Source organism: Mycobacterium sp. 3-98 (assembly GCF_035918355.1).
GTDB classification, from domain to species: domain Bacteria; phylum Actinomycetota; class Actinomycetes; order Mycobacteriales; family Mycobacteriaceae; genus Mycobacterium; species Mycobacterium intracellulare.
Genome location: NZ_CP142360.1, coordinates 2976026 through 2992116, shown reverse-complemented (window position 1 = coordinate 2992116; position 16091 = coordinate 2976026). Strand labels below are relative to the sequence as shown.

The 16091-nt window shown below is 67.6% G+C and carries 15 protein-coding genes and 1 pseudogene; 12 read left to right on the top strand and 4 right to left on the bottom strand.

The genetic code is table 11. The features are described 5' to 3' along the window. The first annotated feature begins 14 nt into the window (after positions 1-14). The 4 genes from QGN30_RS14215 to QGN30_RS14200 are packed head-to-tail and all read left to right on the top strand — an operon-like array spanning position 15 to position 5464. On the top strand, positions 15-887 hold the full coding sequence (locus QGN30_RS14215; protein WP_248923103.1) for an enoyl-CoA hydratase-related protein: 873 nt from the start codon (positions 15-17) through the stop codon (positions 885-887). Between the two features lie 9 nt (positions 888-896). Then, complete coding sequence (locus QGN30_RS14210) at positions 897-2426, top strand: acyl-CoA synthetase (RefSeq protein ID WP_248923104.1); 1530 nt, start codon at positions 897-899, stop codon at positions 2424-2426. Positions 2427-2438: 12 nt separating this feature from the next. Next, complete coding sequence (locus QGN30_RS14205) at positions 2439-3791, top strand: aromatic ring-hydroxylating oxygenase subunit alpha (RefSeq protein ID WP_014384796.1); 1353 nt, start codon at positions 2439-2441, stop codon at positions 3789-3791. Then, positions 3788-5464, top strand: coding sequence for an FAD-binding protein (locus QGN30_RS14200; RefSeq protein WP_201408716.1), 1677 nt, complete (start codon positions 3788-3790; stop codon positions 5462-5464). The genes QGN30_RS14205 and QGN30_RS14200 overlap by 4 nt, the downstream gene beginning before the upstream one ends. A gap of 80 nt (positions 5465-5544) precedes the next feature. On the opposite strand, the gene QGN30_RS14195 is transcribed toward QGN30_RS14200, so the two are convergent. Further along, entirely contained in the window at positions 5545-6393 is an 849-nt protein-coding gene (locus QGN30_RS14195; protein ID WP_009952438.1) for an enoyl-CoA hydratase-related protein, read from the bottom strand. A 109-nt stretch (positions 6394-6502) separates the two neighbouring features. On the opposite strand from QGN30_RS14195, the gene QGN30_RS14190 reads away from it, so the two are divergent. From QGN30_RS14190 to QGN30_RS14170, 5 genes are all read left to right on the top strand, one after another. Beyond that, the gene (locus tag QGN30_RS14190) at positions 6503-7339 is read left to right on the top strand and encodes an SH3-like domain-containing protein (RefSeq protein ID WP_202288128.1); all 837 of its coding nucleotides are present in this window, start codon (positions 6503-6505) and stop codon (positions 7337-7339) included. A 33-nt stretch (positions 7340-7372) separates the two neighbouring features. Further along, complete coding sequence (scnC, locus tag QGN30_RS14185) at positions 7373-8077, top strand: thiocyanate hydrolase subunit gamma (RefSeq protein WP_009952436.1); 705 nt, start codon at positions 7373-7375, stop codon at positions 8075-8077. A 7-nt stretch (positions 8078-8084) separates the two neighbouring features. Further along, positions 8085-8456, top strand: a complete 372-nt coding sequence (locus QGN30_RS14180) for a thiocyanate hydrolase (protein ID WP_248923105.1) — start codon at positions 8085-8087, stop codon at positions 8454-8456. Positions 8457-8532: 76 nt separating this feature from the next. After that, the gene (locus tag QGN30_RS14175) at positions 8533-8784 is read left to right on the top strand and encodes a hypothetical protein (RefSeq protein ID WP_202288805.1); all 252 of its coding nucleotides are present in this window, start codon (positions 8533-8535) and stop codon (positions 8782-8784) included. Further along, entirely contained in the window at positions 8781-10145 is a 1365-nt protein-coding gene (locus QGN30_RS14170) for a DEAD/DEAH box helicase (RefSeq protein WP_202288130.1), read from the top strand. Before QGN30_RS14175 ends, QGN30_RS14170 begins: the two co-directional genes overlap by 4 nt. Positions 10146-10162: 17 nt before the next feature. Here the strand turns inward: QGN30_RS14170 and QGN30_RS14165 are convergent, their stop codons facing one another. Then, entirely contained in the window at positions 10163-10708 is a 546-nt protein-coding gene (locus QGN30_RS14165; protein WP_095562744.1) for an SAM-dependent methyltransferase, read from the bottom strand. Positions 10709-10827: 119 nt separating this feature from the next. Here QGN30_RS14165 and QGN30_RS14160 point away from each other — a divergent pair, with 119 nt between their 5' ends. Then, a complete protein-coding gene (locus QGN30_RS14160; protein ID WP_095562745.1) occupies positions 10828-11430 on the top strand; it encodes a TetR/AcrR family transcriptional regulator in 603 nt (200 codons plus the stop codon). A 43-nt stretch (positions 11431-11473) separates the two neighbouring features. Here the strand turns inward: QGN30_RS14160 and QGN30_RS14155 are convergent, their stop codons facing one another. Further along, positions 11474-13237, bottom strand: coding sequence for an N-acyl-D-amino-acid deacylase family protein (locus QGN30_RS14155; protein ID WP_095763271.1), 1764 nt, complete (start codon positions 13235-13237; stop codon positions 11474-11476). Between the two features lie 184 nt (positions 13238-13421). On the opposite strand from QGN30_RS14155, the gene QGN30_RS14150 reads away from it, so the two are divergent. Next, a complete protein-coding gene (locus tag QGN30_RS14150; RefSeq protein WP_248923106.1) occupies positions 13422-14093 on the top strand; it encodes a TetR/AcrR family transcriptional regulator in 672 nt (223 codons plus the stop codon). Positions 14094-14258: 165 nt separating this feature from the next. Next, positions 14259-14718 (top strand): annotated as a pseudogene (locus QGN30_RS14145) (hypothetical protein). Positions 14719-14759: 41 nt separating this feature from the next. Here the strand turns inward: QGN30_RS14145 and QGN30_RS14140 are convergent. After that, a complete protein-coding gene (locus tag QGN30_RS14140; protein ID WP_009952423.1) occupies positions 14760-15656 on the bottom strand; it encodes an SDR family NAD(P)-dependent oxidoreductase in 897 nt (298 codons plus the stop codon). Between the last annotated feature and the right edge of the window lie 435 nt (positions 15657-16091).

Sequence of the window (16091 nt, the reverse complement as noted above, 5' to 3'; positions counted from 1 at the left end):
AAGAAAGGTATCCCATGGATCTCAACGAGACCCGCGAGAGAATCATCTACGAAAAGGACGGCCCCATCGCCCGCGTCACCCTGAACTGGCCGGAGAAGGCCAACGCGCAGGACCAGAAGCTGGCCGAGGAGGTCGACGCGGCGCTGGCCGACGCCGACCGCGACTACGACATCAAGGTGCTCATCCTCAAGGCCAACGGCAAGGGCTTCTGCTCGGGCCACGCGATCGGCAACAACGCCGTCGACTACCCGTCGTTCGTCGAGAACGCCATCGTCACCGGCCATCCGTGGAAAGCCCAGAGCGACTTGTTCGTCAAGCCGACATTGAACCTGTGGGAATTCTCCAAACCCACCATCGCCCAGGTGCACGGCTACTGCGTGGGCGGCGGCACGCACATGGGCCTGACCACCGACATCGTCATCGCCTCCGAGGACGCCTACTTCTCCTACCCGCCGCTGCAGGGGTTCGGCATGCCGTCGGGCGAATGTTCCATCGAGCCATGGGTTTTCATGAACTGGCGGCGCGCCGCCTACTACCTGTTCACCGCCGAGGTGATCGACGCCAGGAAGGCGCTGGAAGTCGGCCTCGTCAACGAGGTGGTCAAGCGTGAGGACCTCGACGACCGGGTCGACGCGATCGCCCGCCACATCGCCCAGGCGCCGCTGACGACGCTGATGCTCACCAAGGCCAACCTCAAACGGGCCTGGGAGCTGATGGGCATGCGGGTGCACTGGCAGAGCTCCAACGACCTCGTCGCGCTCGCCTCGATCAGCAAGGACGTGCAGCAGCTGATTCAGACCGTCTTCAAGGACAAGGTGTTGCCCTCCGAGCACGCCCGCCGCCAGGCCGCCGCGGCCGCCCAGACCGACGGCGCCGCAACCACTTAAGGGTCGCCGGTGAACATCGCCGACCACGCCCGCAGTGCCGCCCAGTCGCCGGCACTCATCGTCGCGGACGGTGACGCGATCTCGTACGCCCAGCTGCATGCCCGCAGCCGGCGGGTCGCCGCGCTGCTGCACGACGCCGGCCTGCGTCGCGGCGACGGCATCGCGCTGGTTCTGCCGAACAGAGCCGAATTCCTCGAAATCGCCTGGGGCGCTCAGCTTTCCGGCCTCTATTACACCCCCGTCAACACGCATTTCATCCCCGACGAGGTCGCCTACGTCATCGACGACTCCGACGCGAAAGCGGTCTTTGTCGACGCCTCGATGCCCGAACTGGCCGCACACCTCCGTTCCGCCAACGCCGCGCCGATCACCCACATCGCCGTCGGGGGCTCGATGGCCGGCTGGCAGTCGTATGAGGACGCGCTGGCCTCGGCCGGCGAAGCGCCGCCGGTGTCGGACGGCTCGGAGATGCTGTATTCGTCGGGCACCACGGGGCGCCCCAAGGCGGTGCGGCGGCCGCTGCCCGAGGACGGCAACGGGTCCTGGGCGCAGGCGGTGCTGGAGCTGGCGCTGATCCACAAATACGGGATGAGCCCCTCGAGTGTGTACCTGTCCCCCGCGCCGCTGTATCACGCGGCCGGAGTGAACTACACCATGGCGGCCAACCGCGTCGGCGCCGCATCGATCCTGCTGCGCAGGTTCGACGCCGAGACCGTGCTGCGGCTGATCGAGGAGCACCGGGTGACCCACGCCCAGTTCGTGCCGACGATGTTCGTGCGCATGCTCAAGCTGCCCGCGAAAGTCCGGGACAGGTATGACGTTTCGAGCCTGCGGTGCGTCGTCCACGCCGCCGCGCCCTGTCCCGTCGACGTCAAACGCCGCATGATGGAGTGGTTCGGACCGATCATCCACGAATACTACGGAGGGACCGAAGGATTCGCCGGAACGACGATCGGGCCACGGGAATGGCTCGCCCATCCCGGCTCGGTGGGCATCCCGATGGCCCCGGTGCACGTGCTCGACGAGGACGGGCGGGAGCTCCCCGTCGGCGAATCGGGCGAGCTGTATTTCGAAGGTGGACCGGACTTCGCGTACTTCAAGGACCCCGCCAAGACCGCGTCGGTGTGCAACGACCGTGGCTGGCGCTCGCTCGGCGACATGGGATACGTCGACCGAGACGGCTACCTGTACCTCACCGACCGGTCGACGTTCACGATCGTCTCCGGCGGGGTCAACATCTACCCGCAAGAGGCGGAGAACCTGCTCGTCATGCATCCGAAGCTGGTCGACGCGGCCGTGTTCGGGGTCCCCAACGAGGAATTCGGCGAAGAGGTCAAGGCCGTCGTGCAGCCCGCCGTGGTCGCGGGACCGGAGCTCGAAGCCGAACTCATCGACTACTGCCGGGCCCGCCTGGCCGGCTACAAGTGCCCGCGCAGCGTGGAATTCGACGCGGAGCTGCCGCGGGACCCGAACGGAAAGCTCTACAAGAGGCGCATCCGCGAACGGTACTGGCAGGGACGGGTATCGCGGATCGTGTGAACGAGGATGGCTATGAACGCTAGGAACGTACCGTGGGCGGTTCGGACCGCCGATCGGATCCCCAAACAGCGCTACTACGACCCCGAGTTCTACGCGCTGGAAGCCGAGATGTTGTGGCCCCGCATGTGGCAAATGGCGTGCCGGCTCGAGGAGATCCCCAAGCCCGGCGACTTCGTCGAATACGAAATCCTCGACCAGTCCGTCATCGTGGCGCGGGTGGACAACCACACCGTGCGCGCGTATCACAACGCCTGCCGGCATCGCGGCGTGAAGCTGGTGGAGGGCAACGGGAATCGGCGCACCTTCGTGTGCCCGTTCCACGGCTGGTGCTGGGGCCTCGACGGCCACAACACGTTCGTGCTGCGTCCCGAAGCGTTCGCCGAGGAAAACCTGAGCGCCGACGACCTTCGGCTCGTGGCGGTGCGATGCGAGCTCTGGGGCGGCTGCGCGTGGATCAACCTCGACGACGACGCGCCGGCGCTGCGGGACTGGATGGAGCCGTTCGCGTCGGTCTACGACGCCTGGCAGGTCGACTCGCTGCGCGTCGAGTGGTGGCAATCGTGCCGGCTGCCCGTGAACTGGAAGCTGGCCGCGGCGGCGTTCATGGAGGGCTATCACGTCCCGCAGACCCACCCTCAGTTGCTGCCGTCCGCGCAGCCGGGCGAAGTCGCCGCGACGGTGCACCCGGTCGTCGCGAGCAGCCTGTATTTCATGCGCACCCTCGGCGACGGAATGGGCGGGATGACGCACGAAAACGACATCCGGATCGCCGAGGGCCTGCAGAACATCGAGCTGCCGCCCGACCCGGCGGCGGCAATGGCCGCGTGGCGCAGCGCCCTCAACGACGCCGTCGTCGCCTGGCATCGCGCGCGCGGCAGCGGCATGCCCGACCTCAACGAGCTGGTCCGCCGCGGCATCACCGACGCGATCGGGTTCGCCTTCCCGCACTACTTCATCCTGCCGACCTACAGCAGCGCGTCGTCGTACCGGATCCGGCCGCTGGGACCCGAGGACACCTTGTTCGAGATCTGGTCCCTCACCCGGTTTCCCAACGACGCATCGGCGGGTAAACCGACGCCCCCGGTACCGATGGCGCCCGACGACCCGCGCTGGCCCCCGATTCCCGCCCAGGACTTCTCCAACCTGCCGAGGCAACAAAAGGGGCTGCATTCCAAGGGCTTTGACTTCATGCGGCTGTCCAACCAGATCGAAGGATTGATCTCCAACTTCGAGCGTGTCATCGACGGCTTCCTGGCCGGGCTGCCGTACGACGCGCTGGTGCCCGCGATCCAGAAGACCAACACGACCATCGACGTGCCGATCGCCGATCTCGGCTTCACGACGAGCCCCGTGGAGGCGCGATGAGCCCGCAGTGGGACCGCTCCGTGGACCTGCTCATCGCGGGCAGCGGCGGGGGCGGCATGGTCGCCGGCCTGGCCGCCCTGGACTGCGGGCTCGAACCCCTCATCATCGAAAAGCAGTCACTGGTCGGCGGTTCGACGGGGCTGTCCGGCGGCATCGTCTGGCTGCCGAACAACCCGTTGATGCGGGCCGACGGCATCGCCGACTCGCACGAGGACGGGCTGGCCTACCTGGCCGACGTGGTCGGCGACATCGGTGCGGCGTCCTCGCCCGAGCGGCGCGAGACGTTCCTGCGGGCCGGCCACGAGATGATCAACTTCCTCACCCGCAAGGGTGTGCGACTGATCCGATGTGCGGGCTGGAGCGACTACTACCCGAACCACAAGGGCGGCAACGCGTCCGGCCGCGCGGTCGAGGGCATCCCTTTCGACGCCGCGCAGTTGGGTGATTGGCGCGACAAGGTGCAGCCGCCGCTGGCCAAGAATTACGGATACGTGGTGCTGACCAACGAATTGCGGTCGGTTCAATACTTCAACCGCTCACCGCGCGCTTTCGCCGTGGCGGCCCGGGTGTTCCTGCGCACCGCGGCCGCGCGTGCCCGCCGGCGCCAGATCCTCACCAACGGCGCATCGCTGATCGGTCAAATGCTCAAGGCGCTGACGGATCTCAGCGACGGGCACCCCCCGTTGTGGACCAACGCCGCGATGGCCGACCTCGTCGTCGAGGACGGCCGTGTGGTGGGCGCGCGCATCGTGCGCGACGGCACGCCGTTGCACGTCGAGGCGCGCAAGGGAGTCCTGCTGGCCGCGGGCGGATTCGGCCACAACAAGGAGATGCGCCGCCGCTACAGCGGCGACCAGCCCAACGAGGGGCAGTGGTCGATCGCCAACGCCGGGGACACCGGTGAGGCGCTCGAGGCGGCGATGCGTTTGGGCGCCAAGACCGATCTGCTCGACGAGGCCTGGTGGCTGCCTTCGGTTTTCATCGCCAACGGCGGCGCGGTCGCCGCCTCGCTGGGCTCGGGCCGCCAGCGACCCGGCGCCATCTACGTCGACCCGAGCGGCCGCAGGTTCTGCAACGAGTCGAACTCCTACGTCGAGGTCGGCAAAGCGATGTACGCCAACAAGGCCGTGCCCTGCTGGATGATCTTCGACGAGGGATACGTCCGCAGATACGTCACCAGCGCCAACCCGCTCAAGCGCAACCAGCCGTTGCCGCCGGAACTGATCGAGTCCGGCGCCGTGAAGCGCGCGGCGACCATCGCGGAGCTGGCCGGCGAAATCGGCCTTCCCGCCGACGAATTGGCCCGCACGATCCAGCGGTTCAACCGGTACGCGACCAAGGGGCTGGACCCGGACTTCGGCCGCGGCCAATCGGCCTACAACGACTGCCTCGGCGATCCGGGGTATCGGCCGAACGCCGCGATCGGGCCGCTCGACACCGCGCCGTACTACGCGACCCGCGTACTCCCGTCCGACGTCGGGACGTGCGGGGGCGTGATCACCAACGAGCACGCGCAGGTCCTCGACCAACGGGATCGGGTGATCGAGGGCTTGTATGCCACCGGCAACACCACGGCCACGGTGATGGGGCGGACCTATCCGGGTGCCGGGGCGAGCATCGCCAGCTCGATGGTGTTCGGGTACGTCGCCGCCCGCCACGCCGCCGGCAAGTAACGGCGAAAGGACCCGTCAGGCGGGCAGTCCCGCCGAACGTGACACTGTCGCCACGCTCGACGCCGAACGTGACACTGCCGTCACGTTGGCGGGGACTCGTTTTCGCCGCGGTCGACGAATTCCCGCGGCTTCATGCCCGACCGCATGAGCTCGGCCCGCCGCGCCTGCACATCGGAGGCGGCGCCGACCATGTTCGTCAGGATGTGGCTGACCTGCAGGTGCACCCGCATGCCCATCAATTCCCAGGCGCGCTTGACGTTGTTCTTGACCGCCATCAGTGTGGTCAGCGGGATTTGGGCGATCCTGCGCGCCATCTCCTCGACGGTGTCCTCGAGCTGATCGCGTGGCACCACCCGATTGAGCAGACCCCAGTCCAGGGCCTGCTGCGCGGACAGGGTCGGCGCCAGCAGCAGCCAGTCCATGGTGCGGTGCCAGTTCATCAGCAGCCACGGCTCGATCATGGTGTGCCCGCCGGGCTCGCCGAGGCTTTGGGCAAGGGGCATCTGGAAATACGCGTCCTCGGACGCCACGCAGAAGTCGGTGAGCAACCCGAGATAGATGCCCCCGCCCATGCAATAGCCATGGATCTGCGAGATGGTCGGCTTGGGAAATTCCCATAGGTACAACGTCGGCCACAGGAACAGGTCGGCGGTGCCCTTGTAGAGATCCTCGAACGTCTCGCCGAAATCCGGATACGGGTTTTCGTCGGGGCCCCAACGGGCCACGTGCCCACCGCAGAATCCCTTGCCGTTGGCTTTGAGGATGACGACCTTGATGTCCTTGTCGCGGTCGGCCTCGTGCAGGCAGTCGTCCACCTCGGTGACCAGGATCGCGTCTTTGGTGTTGGCCTTGTCCGCCCGGTTCAGGATGATCCGCGCAATCGGCGGTTCGCGTTCATAGATGACCGCTTCGAGCTCGCGACGCTCCATGGTCGGACCATACCCTCCCGCGCCCCGCGCGCCGCCGATTTGACGGTTGCGCGATCGCGACGCGAGGAGTGAGCTGTACTGGGGCGCAGTGACGACGGATGGGGCTGGTATGGCGACTCCTCTCGACCGGGTGCAACAGCTGGATCTGGTGGCCCGGCTCAAATCCGCCTATCCCGAACTTCCGGACGCTCCCACACCGGATCTCATCGACCACAAGCGATTCGCCGCCTATGTCAAGACCCCGCACGACGTCGGCGGCGAGCCGGACGCCCCGATCGAGTACGAGAACAAGCAGTACGAGATCTGGGAGCACAACACGTATGTCCTGTGCGAGGTGCTCGGCTGGCGTGGGATCTGGCTGTCCGAGGAACGGCGCCGGATGGGCAACGTCGATCTCGGCCGCACCATCTATCTCGGCCTGCCCTATTACGGGCGCTGGCTGCTGGCGGTGGCACGCGTACTCACCGAAAAGCACCACATCGGGTTGAGCGAATTGGCCGAACGCATGGCCGAAGTCAAGGCACGCTACGCCGACGGCCTGCGCGGAAAGCCCTTGGCGGCGACGCCGAAGTTCGAGGGCGATCCCGCGCCCGTCCACCGCAACCGCCACCATGTCCATGCCGTGGGCAAGGGCGACCCGCAGGTGTATGCCGGGCAGGCCGGCGCACCGAAGTTCAGCGTCGGCGACAGGGTCGTGGTGCGCGATCTCCCCGTGCTGCTCTACACCCGCACCCAGGAGTATGTGCGCGGCGCGACGGGCGAGATCGCGGTCGTGTCCTACGAAAGCCCCGCCGCCGAGGACGAGACGTGGGACGGCCCGGACCAACGGCCCGAGTGGTTCTACATCGTCCGGTTCAACCTCTCCCAGTTGTGGCACGGCTACACCGGGCCCGGCAACGACACCCTGCAGACCGAGATCCCGGAACGGTGGCTCGAATCGGCCTAGCCACGGCTGCGGCTTCGGAAGAAAGGACCACGAATGAGCGCCGACGAACACGATCACGAGCGCACCGCAGCGCCCATGGTGGACGAGATCACCGACTTCGAAGTCCTCGAGATCGCGCTGCGCGAATTGTGCATCGAGAAGGGCCTTTTCACCGCGGAGGAGCATCGACGCTTCACCGAGTTCGCCGAACAGATCGGCCCCACCCCCGCGGCGCACCTGGTGGCGCGGGCCTGGCTCGACGCCGACTACAAGGAGCTGGTCCGTTCGGACCCGCTCGCCGCGAGCAAGGAGGTGGGGGTCGACTGGCTGGAACCGACCGGCTTCGGGACGCCCAGCGACTTCACGGCTTTGCACGTCCTCGAGGACACCCCGACGCTGCACCACGTGATCGTCTGCACGCTGTGTTCGTGCTATCCGCGGCCGATTCTGGGCAACTCCCCCGAGTGGTATCGGACGCCCAACTATCGCCGCCGCATCGTCCGCTGGCCACGCCAGGTGCTCGCGGAGTTCGGCCTGATCCTGCCGGAGGACGTCGAGATCCGGGTGGAGGACTCCAACCAGAAGCACCGTTTCATGGTGCTGCCCGTCCGCCCCGACGGAACGCAGGGGTGGACCGAGGAGCAACTCGCCGAGATCGTCACGCGCGACTGCCTGATCGGTGTCGCGCTGCCCAAGCCGGGCGTGACGACCAACGCCGTCACCCGGACCCGCGCCGCCGTCCATCCCGCAGCGCCCTGAGCTTCCGATGAGCACCGCGCACACCCCACGTCCCATCGAGGACTCCACCGTCGCACCGCTGACGAAAATCGTTGCGCGCAACCAGGTCTGGAGTCGCATGGCGGCGAAGTACGGGGTCGACAACCCGGTGCCGCCCTGGCAGACGAGTCTCGACGGCATTTGTGATGCGATCGACCAAAGTCATTGCGGCGCAGAGGCCCTCGGGTTCATCGAGCGGCGGGAGGATGAGGACGCGCTGTCGGCGACCGTCTACGCCGAACTGCCCTACCCGGAGAACCGGCTGGTTGCCCCGGCCCACTCGCTCGTCGCGCGCGGCGTCATCGACGAATCCGAACTCGAGGCGAGGCTGGCCGCCGTGCGCGCCAGGCTGGAATCCTGAGCGACGTCATCGCAAATAGTGAGTTGCAGCACAACAGCGCGTGTTTTTCGCTGCTGATGAGAGGCTTCGGTCGGCGATGCGCTACGCTGGCGGCAACGTTGGCTTCACAACACTGCATGCCAACACCGTCGTGGAACGCTTCCTCATCCCACTGGTGCCAGCGAAGAAGATCGCGCTTGACACCTCGATGACCGTGCATCGCGCACTAGCTGGTCTCGCGGCGATCGATTTTGCCACCCGGCAATCTCGCCACCTTCGTGCCGATGCCCGCGTGACCTTCTTGTCTCCGGCGCGGCACCACCGATGCCTGAAAGGCACCGAAAAGTGACTACCGACAAGACTTTCGCCGATCTCGGCGTGGGCAAACACATCGTCAGTGCGCTCGCAGCGCGCGGCATAACACACCCATTCCCGATTCAGGTGGAAACCCTGCCCGACACACTCGCCGGCCGAGATGTCCTCGGCCGCGGGAAAACCGGCAGCGGAAAGACCCTCGCATTCTCGATTCCCCTCGTCAGCCGCCTCTCCCGCGGAAACCGGCGCCCCGCGCGGCCCTCGGGGTTGGTGCTCGCACCCACCCGCGAGCTCGCGACGCAGATCACCGCGACGCTCGAGCCGTTGGCGGCTGCGTGTGGCCTGAGGGTCACCACGATTTTCGGCGGCGTCTCGCAGACCCGTCAGGTGTCCGCGCTCAAATCCGGCGTCGACATCGTCGTCGCCTGCCCCGGCCGCCTCGAGGACCTGATGAAGCAGCGTCTGATCAGCCTCGACGCGATCGAGATCACCGTGATCGACGAGGCGGATCACATGGCCGATCTCGGTTTTCTGCCCGGCGTCACGCGGATCCTGGCCGCGACGCCGAATGGTGGCCAGCGCCTGTTGTTTTCGGCGACGCTGGACAACGGCGTCGACAAGCTCGTCACCCGGTTCCTCCGCGACGCGGTCTCGCACTCCGTCGACGAGGCCAACTCCCCGGTATCCGAGATGACACATCACGTGTTCCACGTCGACAGTGCGCAGGCCAAAAAGGAACTGGTGCACCGGCTCGCCTCGGGCGCCGGACGCCGGATCCTGTTCATGCGCACCAAGCACCAAGCGCGAAAGCTCGCCAAGCAACTCACCGAATCTGGCATTCCCTCAGTCGACTTGCACGGCAACCTGTCTCAGCCGGCTCGGGAGCGCAACCTGGCGAGGTTCGCCGCGGGCAGCGCCCGGGTGCTGGTGGCGACCGATATCGCCGCGCGTGGCGTACACGTCGACGAGGTCGAGCTTGTCGTGCACATCGATCCGCCCAGCGAGCACAAGTCCTACCTGCACCGGTCCGGGCGCACCGCGCGGGCCGGGAGCGCCGGTGACGTCGTCACGGTGGTGCTGCCCGAGCAGCGCCAAGACACCCGGGAGTTGCTGCGCAAGGCCGGCATCAAAGTCGCTCCCCAGCAGGTGACCGCGATGTCGGAGGCGGTGCAGGCGCTCGTGGGTGAGGTTGCGCCCTATCAGGCCCCGGTGCCCGCCAATGTTCCCGCGCGCCAGCATCGGCAGAACACCGGCGGTAACCGGCGTCGACGGACCAACACCCGGTCACCCAAGACCAGTTCCCCCGCCGAAGCGGCGACATCGCACCACGGCGCCACCGCGACGCGTCGGCTGGATCGTCGCCGTTCGAGCCGCCCACAAGGAAGCACCAGATAGTCGCGGTCCGGAACGGGTCAGCGGCGCGCCAGCAGCCAGGCCTGGCCCGCTCCCTCGCCGGCGGCGATCGGGGTCAATTCGGCGAACGCGGCGGTGAGCTCGCCGGGCGCCGCGCGAAACGGCCCCGCGGACGCCCCCACCTCGCTGAGCGCGGCGATCGCCAGCAGCCCGCCGGGCGCCAGGCGTTCGATGATCGCACGGTCGAGACGGCGGTCGCGGAACTTGCAGCAGAGGATGACATCGGCGGGCGCGCCCGCCGGCAGACCGTCGTCGAGATCGACGACGTCGAAGCGACAGCGGTCGGCCACCGCGGCACGCCGGGCCAACTCCCGCGCGTGGGCGACCGCCACCGCGGAGATGTCCAGCCCCAGCACGTGCAGGCCACGCAACGCCAGCCAGACCGAGCCGGTTCCCTGCCCGCAGGCCAGGTCGAGCGCCGTGCCGGCGGTGGGAAACTCCCGCGCGTGGCCCGCGAAAACACCGGGCGGCCCAACCGAATCCAGCGACGGCGGCGCCTTCGCGGCGTACCGTTCGTCCCAGCGTTGCCGGTCCGATTCGCCCATACGCGACACTCTAGGACCCGCCGTCTTCTGGACAGTTGTCTGCTAGCGGCATCGCGCGGTGGAGACGACCACGATGAACGGAAGTTGTTGGTGGCGCGGCGCCTTCCTAGACTGGACGGGTGTCCAACGAGGCGTCGTTCCAGGCCGTTGCCGCTAAATCCGCCGCCGGGGCGGCCCGCAGGTCGGATCGCCGGCCGGGCCAGACGATTCGCAAAGTCCTCGATGCCGGGCTCGAGGAGCTGCGGGAAACGTCGTACGCGAACCTGACGATGCGGGCCGTGGCGACTCGTGCCGGGGTGTCCCCGGCCAGCGCCTACACCTACTTCCCGTCGAAAAGCGCGCTGGTCGCGGCGGTGTACCTGCGCTTCCTGCGCGACCTGCCCCTGCACACCGACGTCAACGAGACGACCAAGACCCGGGTCAGCGCCACCCTGCGGGACATGGCGGTGGTGGTCGCCGACGAGCCGGAGCTGACCGCCGCGTGCGGTGCGGCCCTGATGGCCGACGATCCGGCGGTCACGCCGCTGCGCGAACAGATCGGCGAGGAGGTGTCCAGGCGCATCGGCGCCGCGTTGGGGCCGGGTTGGCCGCGTGCGGTGAAGTCCACGCTGCAGATGACCTTCTCCGGTGCGCTGATGACGGCCCGGTTCATCAGTTTCGCCGAGATCGCCGGCCAACTCGACGAGGCCGTCAACCTCATCCTGGGCGCCTCGGTGGCGTGAAGCCCCCTGCGGCCCAGCCGTATTCGCTCGGCGCGCCGCCTACCTACCCGGTGGCGGCGAGGTTTCGGGAGGGGCTGCCCGCCCGCAGGAACCGACCGAATCGTTCCTTGCCCAGCGCCGGCGTGGCCTTGCCGGCGGCGAACGCGAGTTTCCCGGACACCAGCACGGCCGTGACCGTCTCGTCGTTGCGGTTGACCATCCGCGACAGCCCGCCGTAGGACTCGACCGGATGCTCGGCGTAGCGGTCGAGGGACTCGTCGAGCTTGTCGGGGTCGATGACGACGATGTCGGCGCGGTCGCCCTCGCGCAGCATCCCGGCGTCGATGCCGTACCACTCCCCGAGCTCGCCGGTCAGCCGGTGCACGGCGCGCTCCATCGAGATGAACGGCCTGCCGGACTTTTCGGCGTCGCGCGCGTGCCGCAGCAGCCGCAGTCCGGAGTTGTAGAACGCCATGTTGCGCAGATGCGCGCCCGCGTCGGAGAACCCCATCTGGATGGTCGGGCTCTGGGCCATCTTCTTGAGGACTTCGGGTCGGTGGTTGGAGATCGTGGTGCGCCAGCGCAGCTTTTCGCCGTGTTCGACGACCAAATCGAGAAAGGCGTCGACCGGGTGCACGCCGCCACGCTCCACGCCGACCTGCCCGAATGATTTGCCGATGACGGACTCGTCTGGGCAGGCCACGATTTCGGCATCGAAGAAGTCGCGGTGCCAGACCCGGGGCCCGTATTTGCTGTCGTAGTCCTTGCGGAACCTGCGCCGATACTCCTCGTCACGCATGAGCTGATTGCGTTCGATCTCGGTCTGCAGGTGCAGCGCCGCGGCGCCGGAGCCGAACTCCTCGAACACCACCAACGAAATCCCGTCGGCGTAGACCTCGAACGGCACCGGCAGATGCTGCCAGCGGAAGTCGCCGCCGAGGGCGTTGACGACGCGGGCGAGGCGGTCCATGACGTGAATGACGAACGGGATGGCCTTGATGTCGGCCGCCGACAACAGGCTGGTCTTCAGGCGGGGCCGGCGGATCCCGAGCGACGTCAGCAGCTGCGAGACCACCGACAGCGGGTTCTTGATGTCGGGGCCGGACTGCAAGATCTTGTCGCGCCGCCGCAGGATCGCGTTCAGGCGGCGCAGCTCGCGCGGGGACGCGTACGTCGACGGCAGCGTGCGCGATCTGCAGACCTCGCCGTCGAGCTTGTCGAACAGCAGCTGCTGCGAAGACATCCCGACGAACCCCTCATCGAGCGCGTCGTTCAGCATCGATTCCATGCGGGCGAGTTCCGCGGCGGACGGCCGCACGTCCTTGCGCGTCGCCCGATCCAGGCCCATCGTCGCGGCGCGCAGATCGGAGTGCCCGATGAAGGCCGCGAGGTTCGGACCGAGGTTGAGGCGTTCGAGTTCGGCCACGTATTCGGTGGGATTGGTCCACGAGCGCGCCGCGTCGAGGTGCTCGATGACATAGCGCCGGGGAATCGCTTCGACCCGGCCGAAGATGTCACCGGCATCGACGCTGTCCAGGTAAACGGTGGACAGCGAACACGATCCCAGCATCACGGTCGTCACGCCGTGCCGCAGCGATTCGGAAAGCTCTGGCGCACAAAGGATTTCGACGTCATAGTGAGTGTGGATGTCGATGATGCCAGGGATCACCCACTGGCCCGTCGCGTCGATGACGTCGGCGCCGGCCGTGTCGAGCCCCTTGGCGATGGCAACGACGCGGCCGTCACGCACACCGATGTCCCGCACCGCCGAGGGTCCTCCAGTCCCGTCGAACCAGCGCCCGTTGGTGATCACGGTGTCGTACTGCATCGGTCGGCCTTCCTCTGCCAGGCGCCCTGCCTGCTGGATCCGCAGTGATCATACATACCGGGCATAGTGTCTGGCCTCGTTATCGGCGCGCCACGCGCCGATTAGCCAGCAACGACAGTGCGGCGGCGGACGCTATGATCCAGCTGTGGGGATCACCGCCTACCGGTTTGCCGTTCGGTAAATCATGCGCAGCCACGGTTGGGCAGGAAATACGCCGGCTTCCGACGCGGAGGCGATCGAGCGCATCCTCGACGCGGCCGACAAGATCATCGACGAACGCGGTTCAGCGCTGCGGATCGCCGATGTCGCCCGGGCGCTGGGCGTCACCCGCCAGACCGTCTACCGATACTTCCCCGGAACCCAGGCGCTGTTGGTGGCGTCCGCGTTGCGTTCGGCCGACGGCTTCCTCGATCGCATGGCGGCCCACCTCGACGGCGTCACCGATCCCGTCGTGGCCATCACCGAGGGAATGGCTTTCGCCATCGAGGAGCTGGCCTCGGACAATCAGGTCGAATTCGTCCTCAACCAGCGCCATCGCGGTGGCCAGAAGGTCTCGATCATCTCCGATACCGCGTTGGCATTCGGTCGGTCGATGCTGCATCGCTACGACATCGATTGGGAGCATTACGGTTTCGACGAGGCGGGCCTGGACGAGCTGAACGAGTTCTCGCTGCGGGTCCTGCATTCCTTTCTCGCCGACCCGGGCAGGCCGCCCCGCAGCGGCGCCGATCTGCGGCGCTATCTCACCCGCTGGATCGGGCCGGCGATCGCCTACCCGCAGCTGGTCCGCACGATGGATGCTCTGGGCACCGCCGAGCCGCCGCGAACGCGCCGGCGCTCGTCGAAGGCGTCCTGACCGGGACGGTCGAAGTCGGCCGCGTACCGGACCCGCCGGGGCACCGGCGGACGGTGACCATACGTTTCCATCGATATGTCCGGCCGGCCGGCCGGTTGATCTGGTCGTGGAGTTCGGCGATCCTCGACGAGTCGACGTCGACGACAACCCGATCAAGGAGCCGCAATGGTGGGCTTGGGACAAATCGCACTCGATAGCGCGCCTGTGTTCGGCGGCGTGATGCTCGCGGTCGCGGCCGGGCAGTTCAAGGGTCCCGACTATCGGGGAATGATCAAACAGGACATGGACCTGCTGGACCGATTACCCCCGGACGCCACCGACCGGCGTGCCGATCTGCAGCGGACCATCGACGCCCGCATCGACGACATGGTCGAGGCCGCCGACCGCAGCCGCGCGTTGCGCCGGGCCGCACTGTCCTACCAGGGCAACTGGCGAGACGTGGTGCTGCTGCTCTGCGGTGTTGTTCACCATCGTCTGGTGGAACGTGAGCCATGCCAGAAGCAGCTGGCTGCCCATGTTCATTCTGTTGATCGTCCTGTCGTCGGTCGCCGCCGCCTACGCGTTCCGCGGGGTGCTGCGTGCGGCGAGTGCGTTCGCCCGTAAACGACGCGGCCGGCCGGATTAAGCGGCAGGCGGCGGCTTTTCGTCGCTGGGTGCCGCCGCTCATCACGCCTTCGTCGCGGCGCCGACCATCGTGTGCACCTCTGCCACCGACCACGGTTCGGACTCATGGTGATCGCGATAACCGAGCACGCGCGGCGTCTGGCGGTCGAAGCTGCCGACGAAACCGCCTGCGGCGACGAGGATCTGGCCCGTCACCTGACGCGCCAAGTCGCTGGCGAGATAGGCGTAGACCGGGGCGACGAACTCGGGCGGGGCGCTGTCGAGCGAGGCTTGCATGGTCATCTCGTCGAGCAGCCCGCGGCGGTGCAGATCTTCGATATGTCTTTCGTATTCGAGCCCCGTGGACAGCCGTGTGCGGGCGCCGGGACACACCACGTTGGCCCGCACGCCGTGGGGCTTCAGTTCGGCGGCGATGGCCATCGTCAGGGAGTTGACGGCGCCTTTACCCGCGGGGTAGCCGGTCCCGCCATAGTCGCCCAGAAAGGCCACCGAACTGGTGTTGATGATGGCGCCGTGCCCCTGCGCGGCCATGACCGCGGCGGCGGCCCGGCACGTGTGAAACGCCGTGCCCAGGTGCGCCCCGATCAGCCGCTCGAACTCGGCCCCCGAGATGTTCAGGATGGAGGAGCCCGGCGGCTCGGCGATTCCGGCGCAATTGATCAGCGTGTCCAGTCGCCCGAACGCGCTGACGCATTCGTCGATGAGCGTTTGGGCCACCCGCTCGTCGTTCGCGGCGCCCACCACCGCGGTGGCCCGCCCGCCCGCCGCGCTGATCGCGGCGACCGTCTCCTCCACCGCGTGCCGGTCACGCCCGTTGACCACCACACCGGCGCCCAGGCCGCCCAGCAGTTCGGCGACCGCACGCCCGATGCCGCGACTGCCACCGGACACCGCCACCCCGCGCCCTTCCAGCAGGGCGTGCGCGCCGGATCCACTCACCGACGGCTCCGGGAGAAAGACGTCCCGAGCTCGGCGTAAAGCATTGCGCGCGAAAGGCTCTCGTTATCGGTGCGAGGCGTGCCGCTCGATTGGATGATGAACATTAGGCGAACGATACCGAAGCGAGCATCGACCCCGATCATCTTGTGGGCGCCCCGGCCCGACGCTCTCCAAACACGGCTGAGCGGTGGCGCTTCAAGCACCCCCCGCAACCGACCCAAGGCGGAGCGCAATCGGCGGCGAAGGGCGTCGGATTGGCCGCCGATTCCGTTTGCCGACGAATGCCGCCCCCTGGATCGTCGGTCGGGGAAAGTTCGCGACACCGCAGCTCGGCGCCATGCGGGCACGTCAGGTCCCGTCGGGCCGCCCCGGATCCGGGGATTGCTGACCGTTGACGAGTGCACGAGGAAACAGTTAAGTGATGGCGCGAAGCCC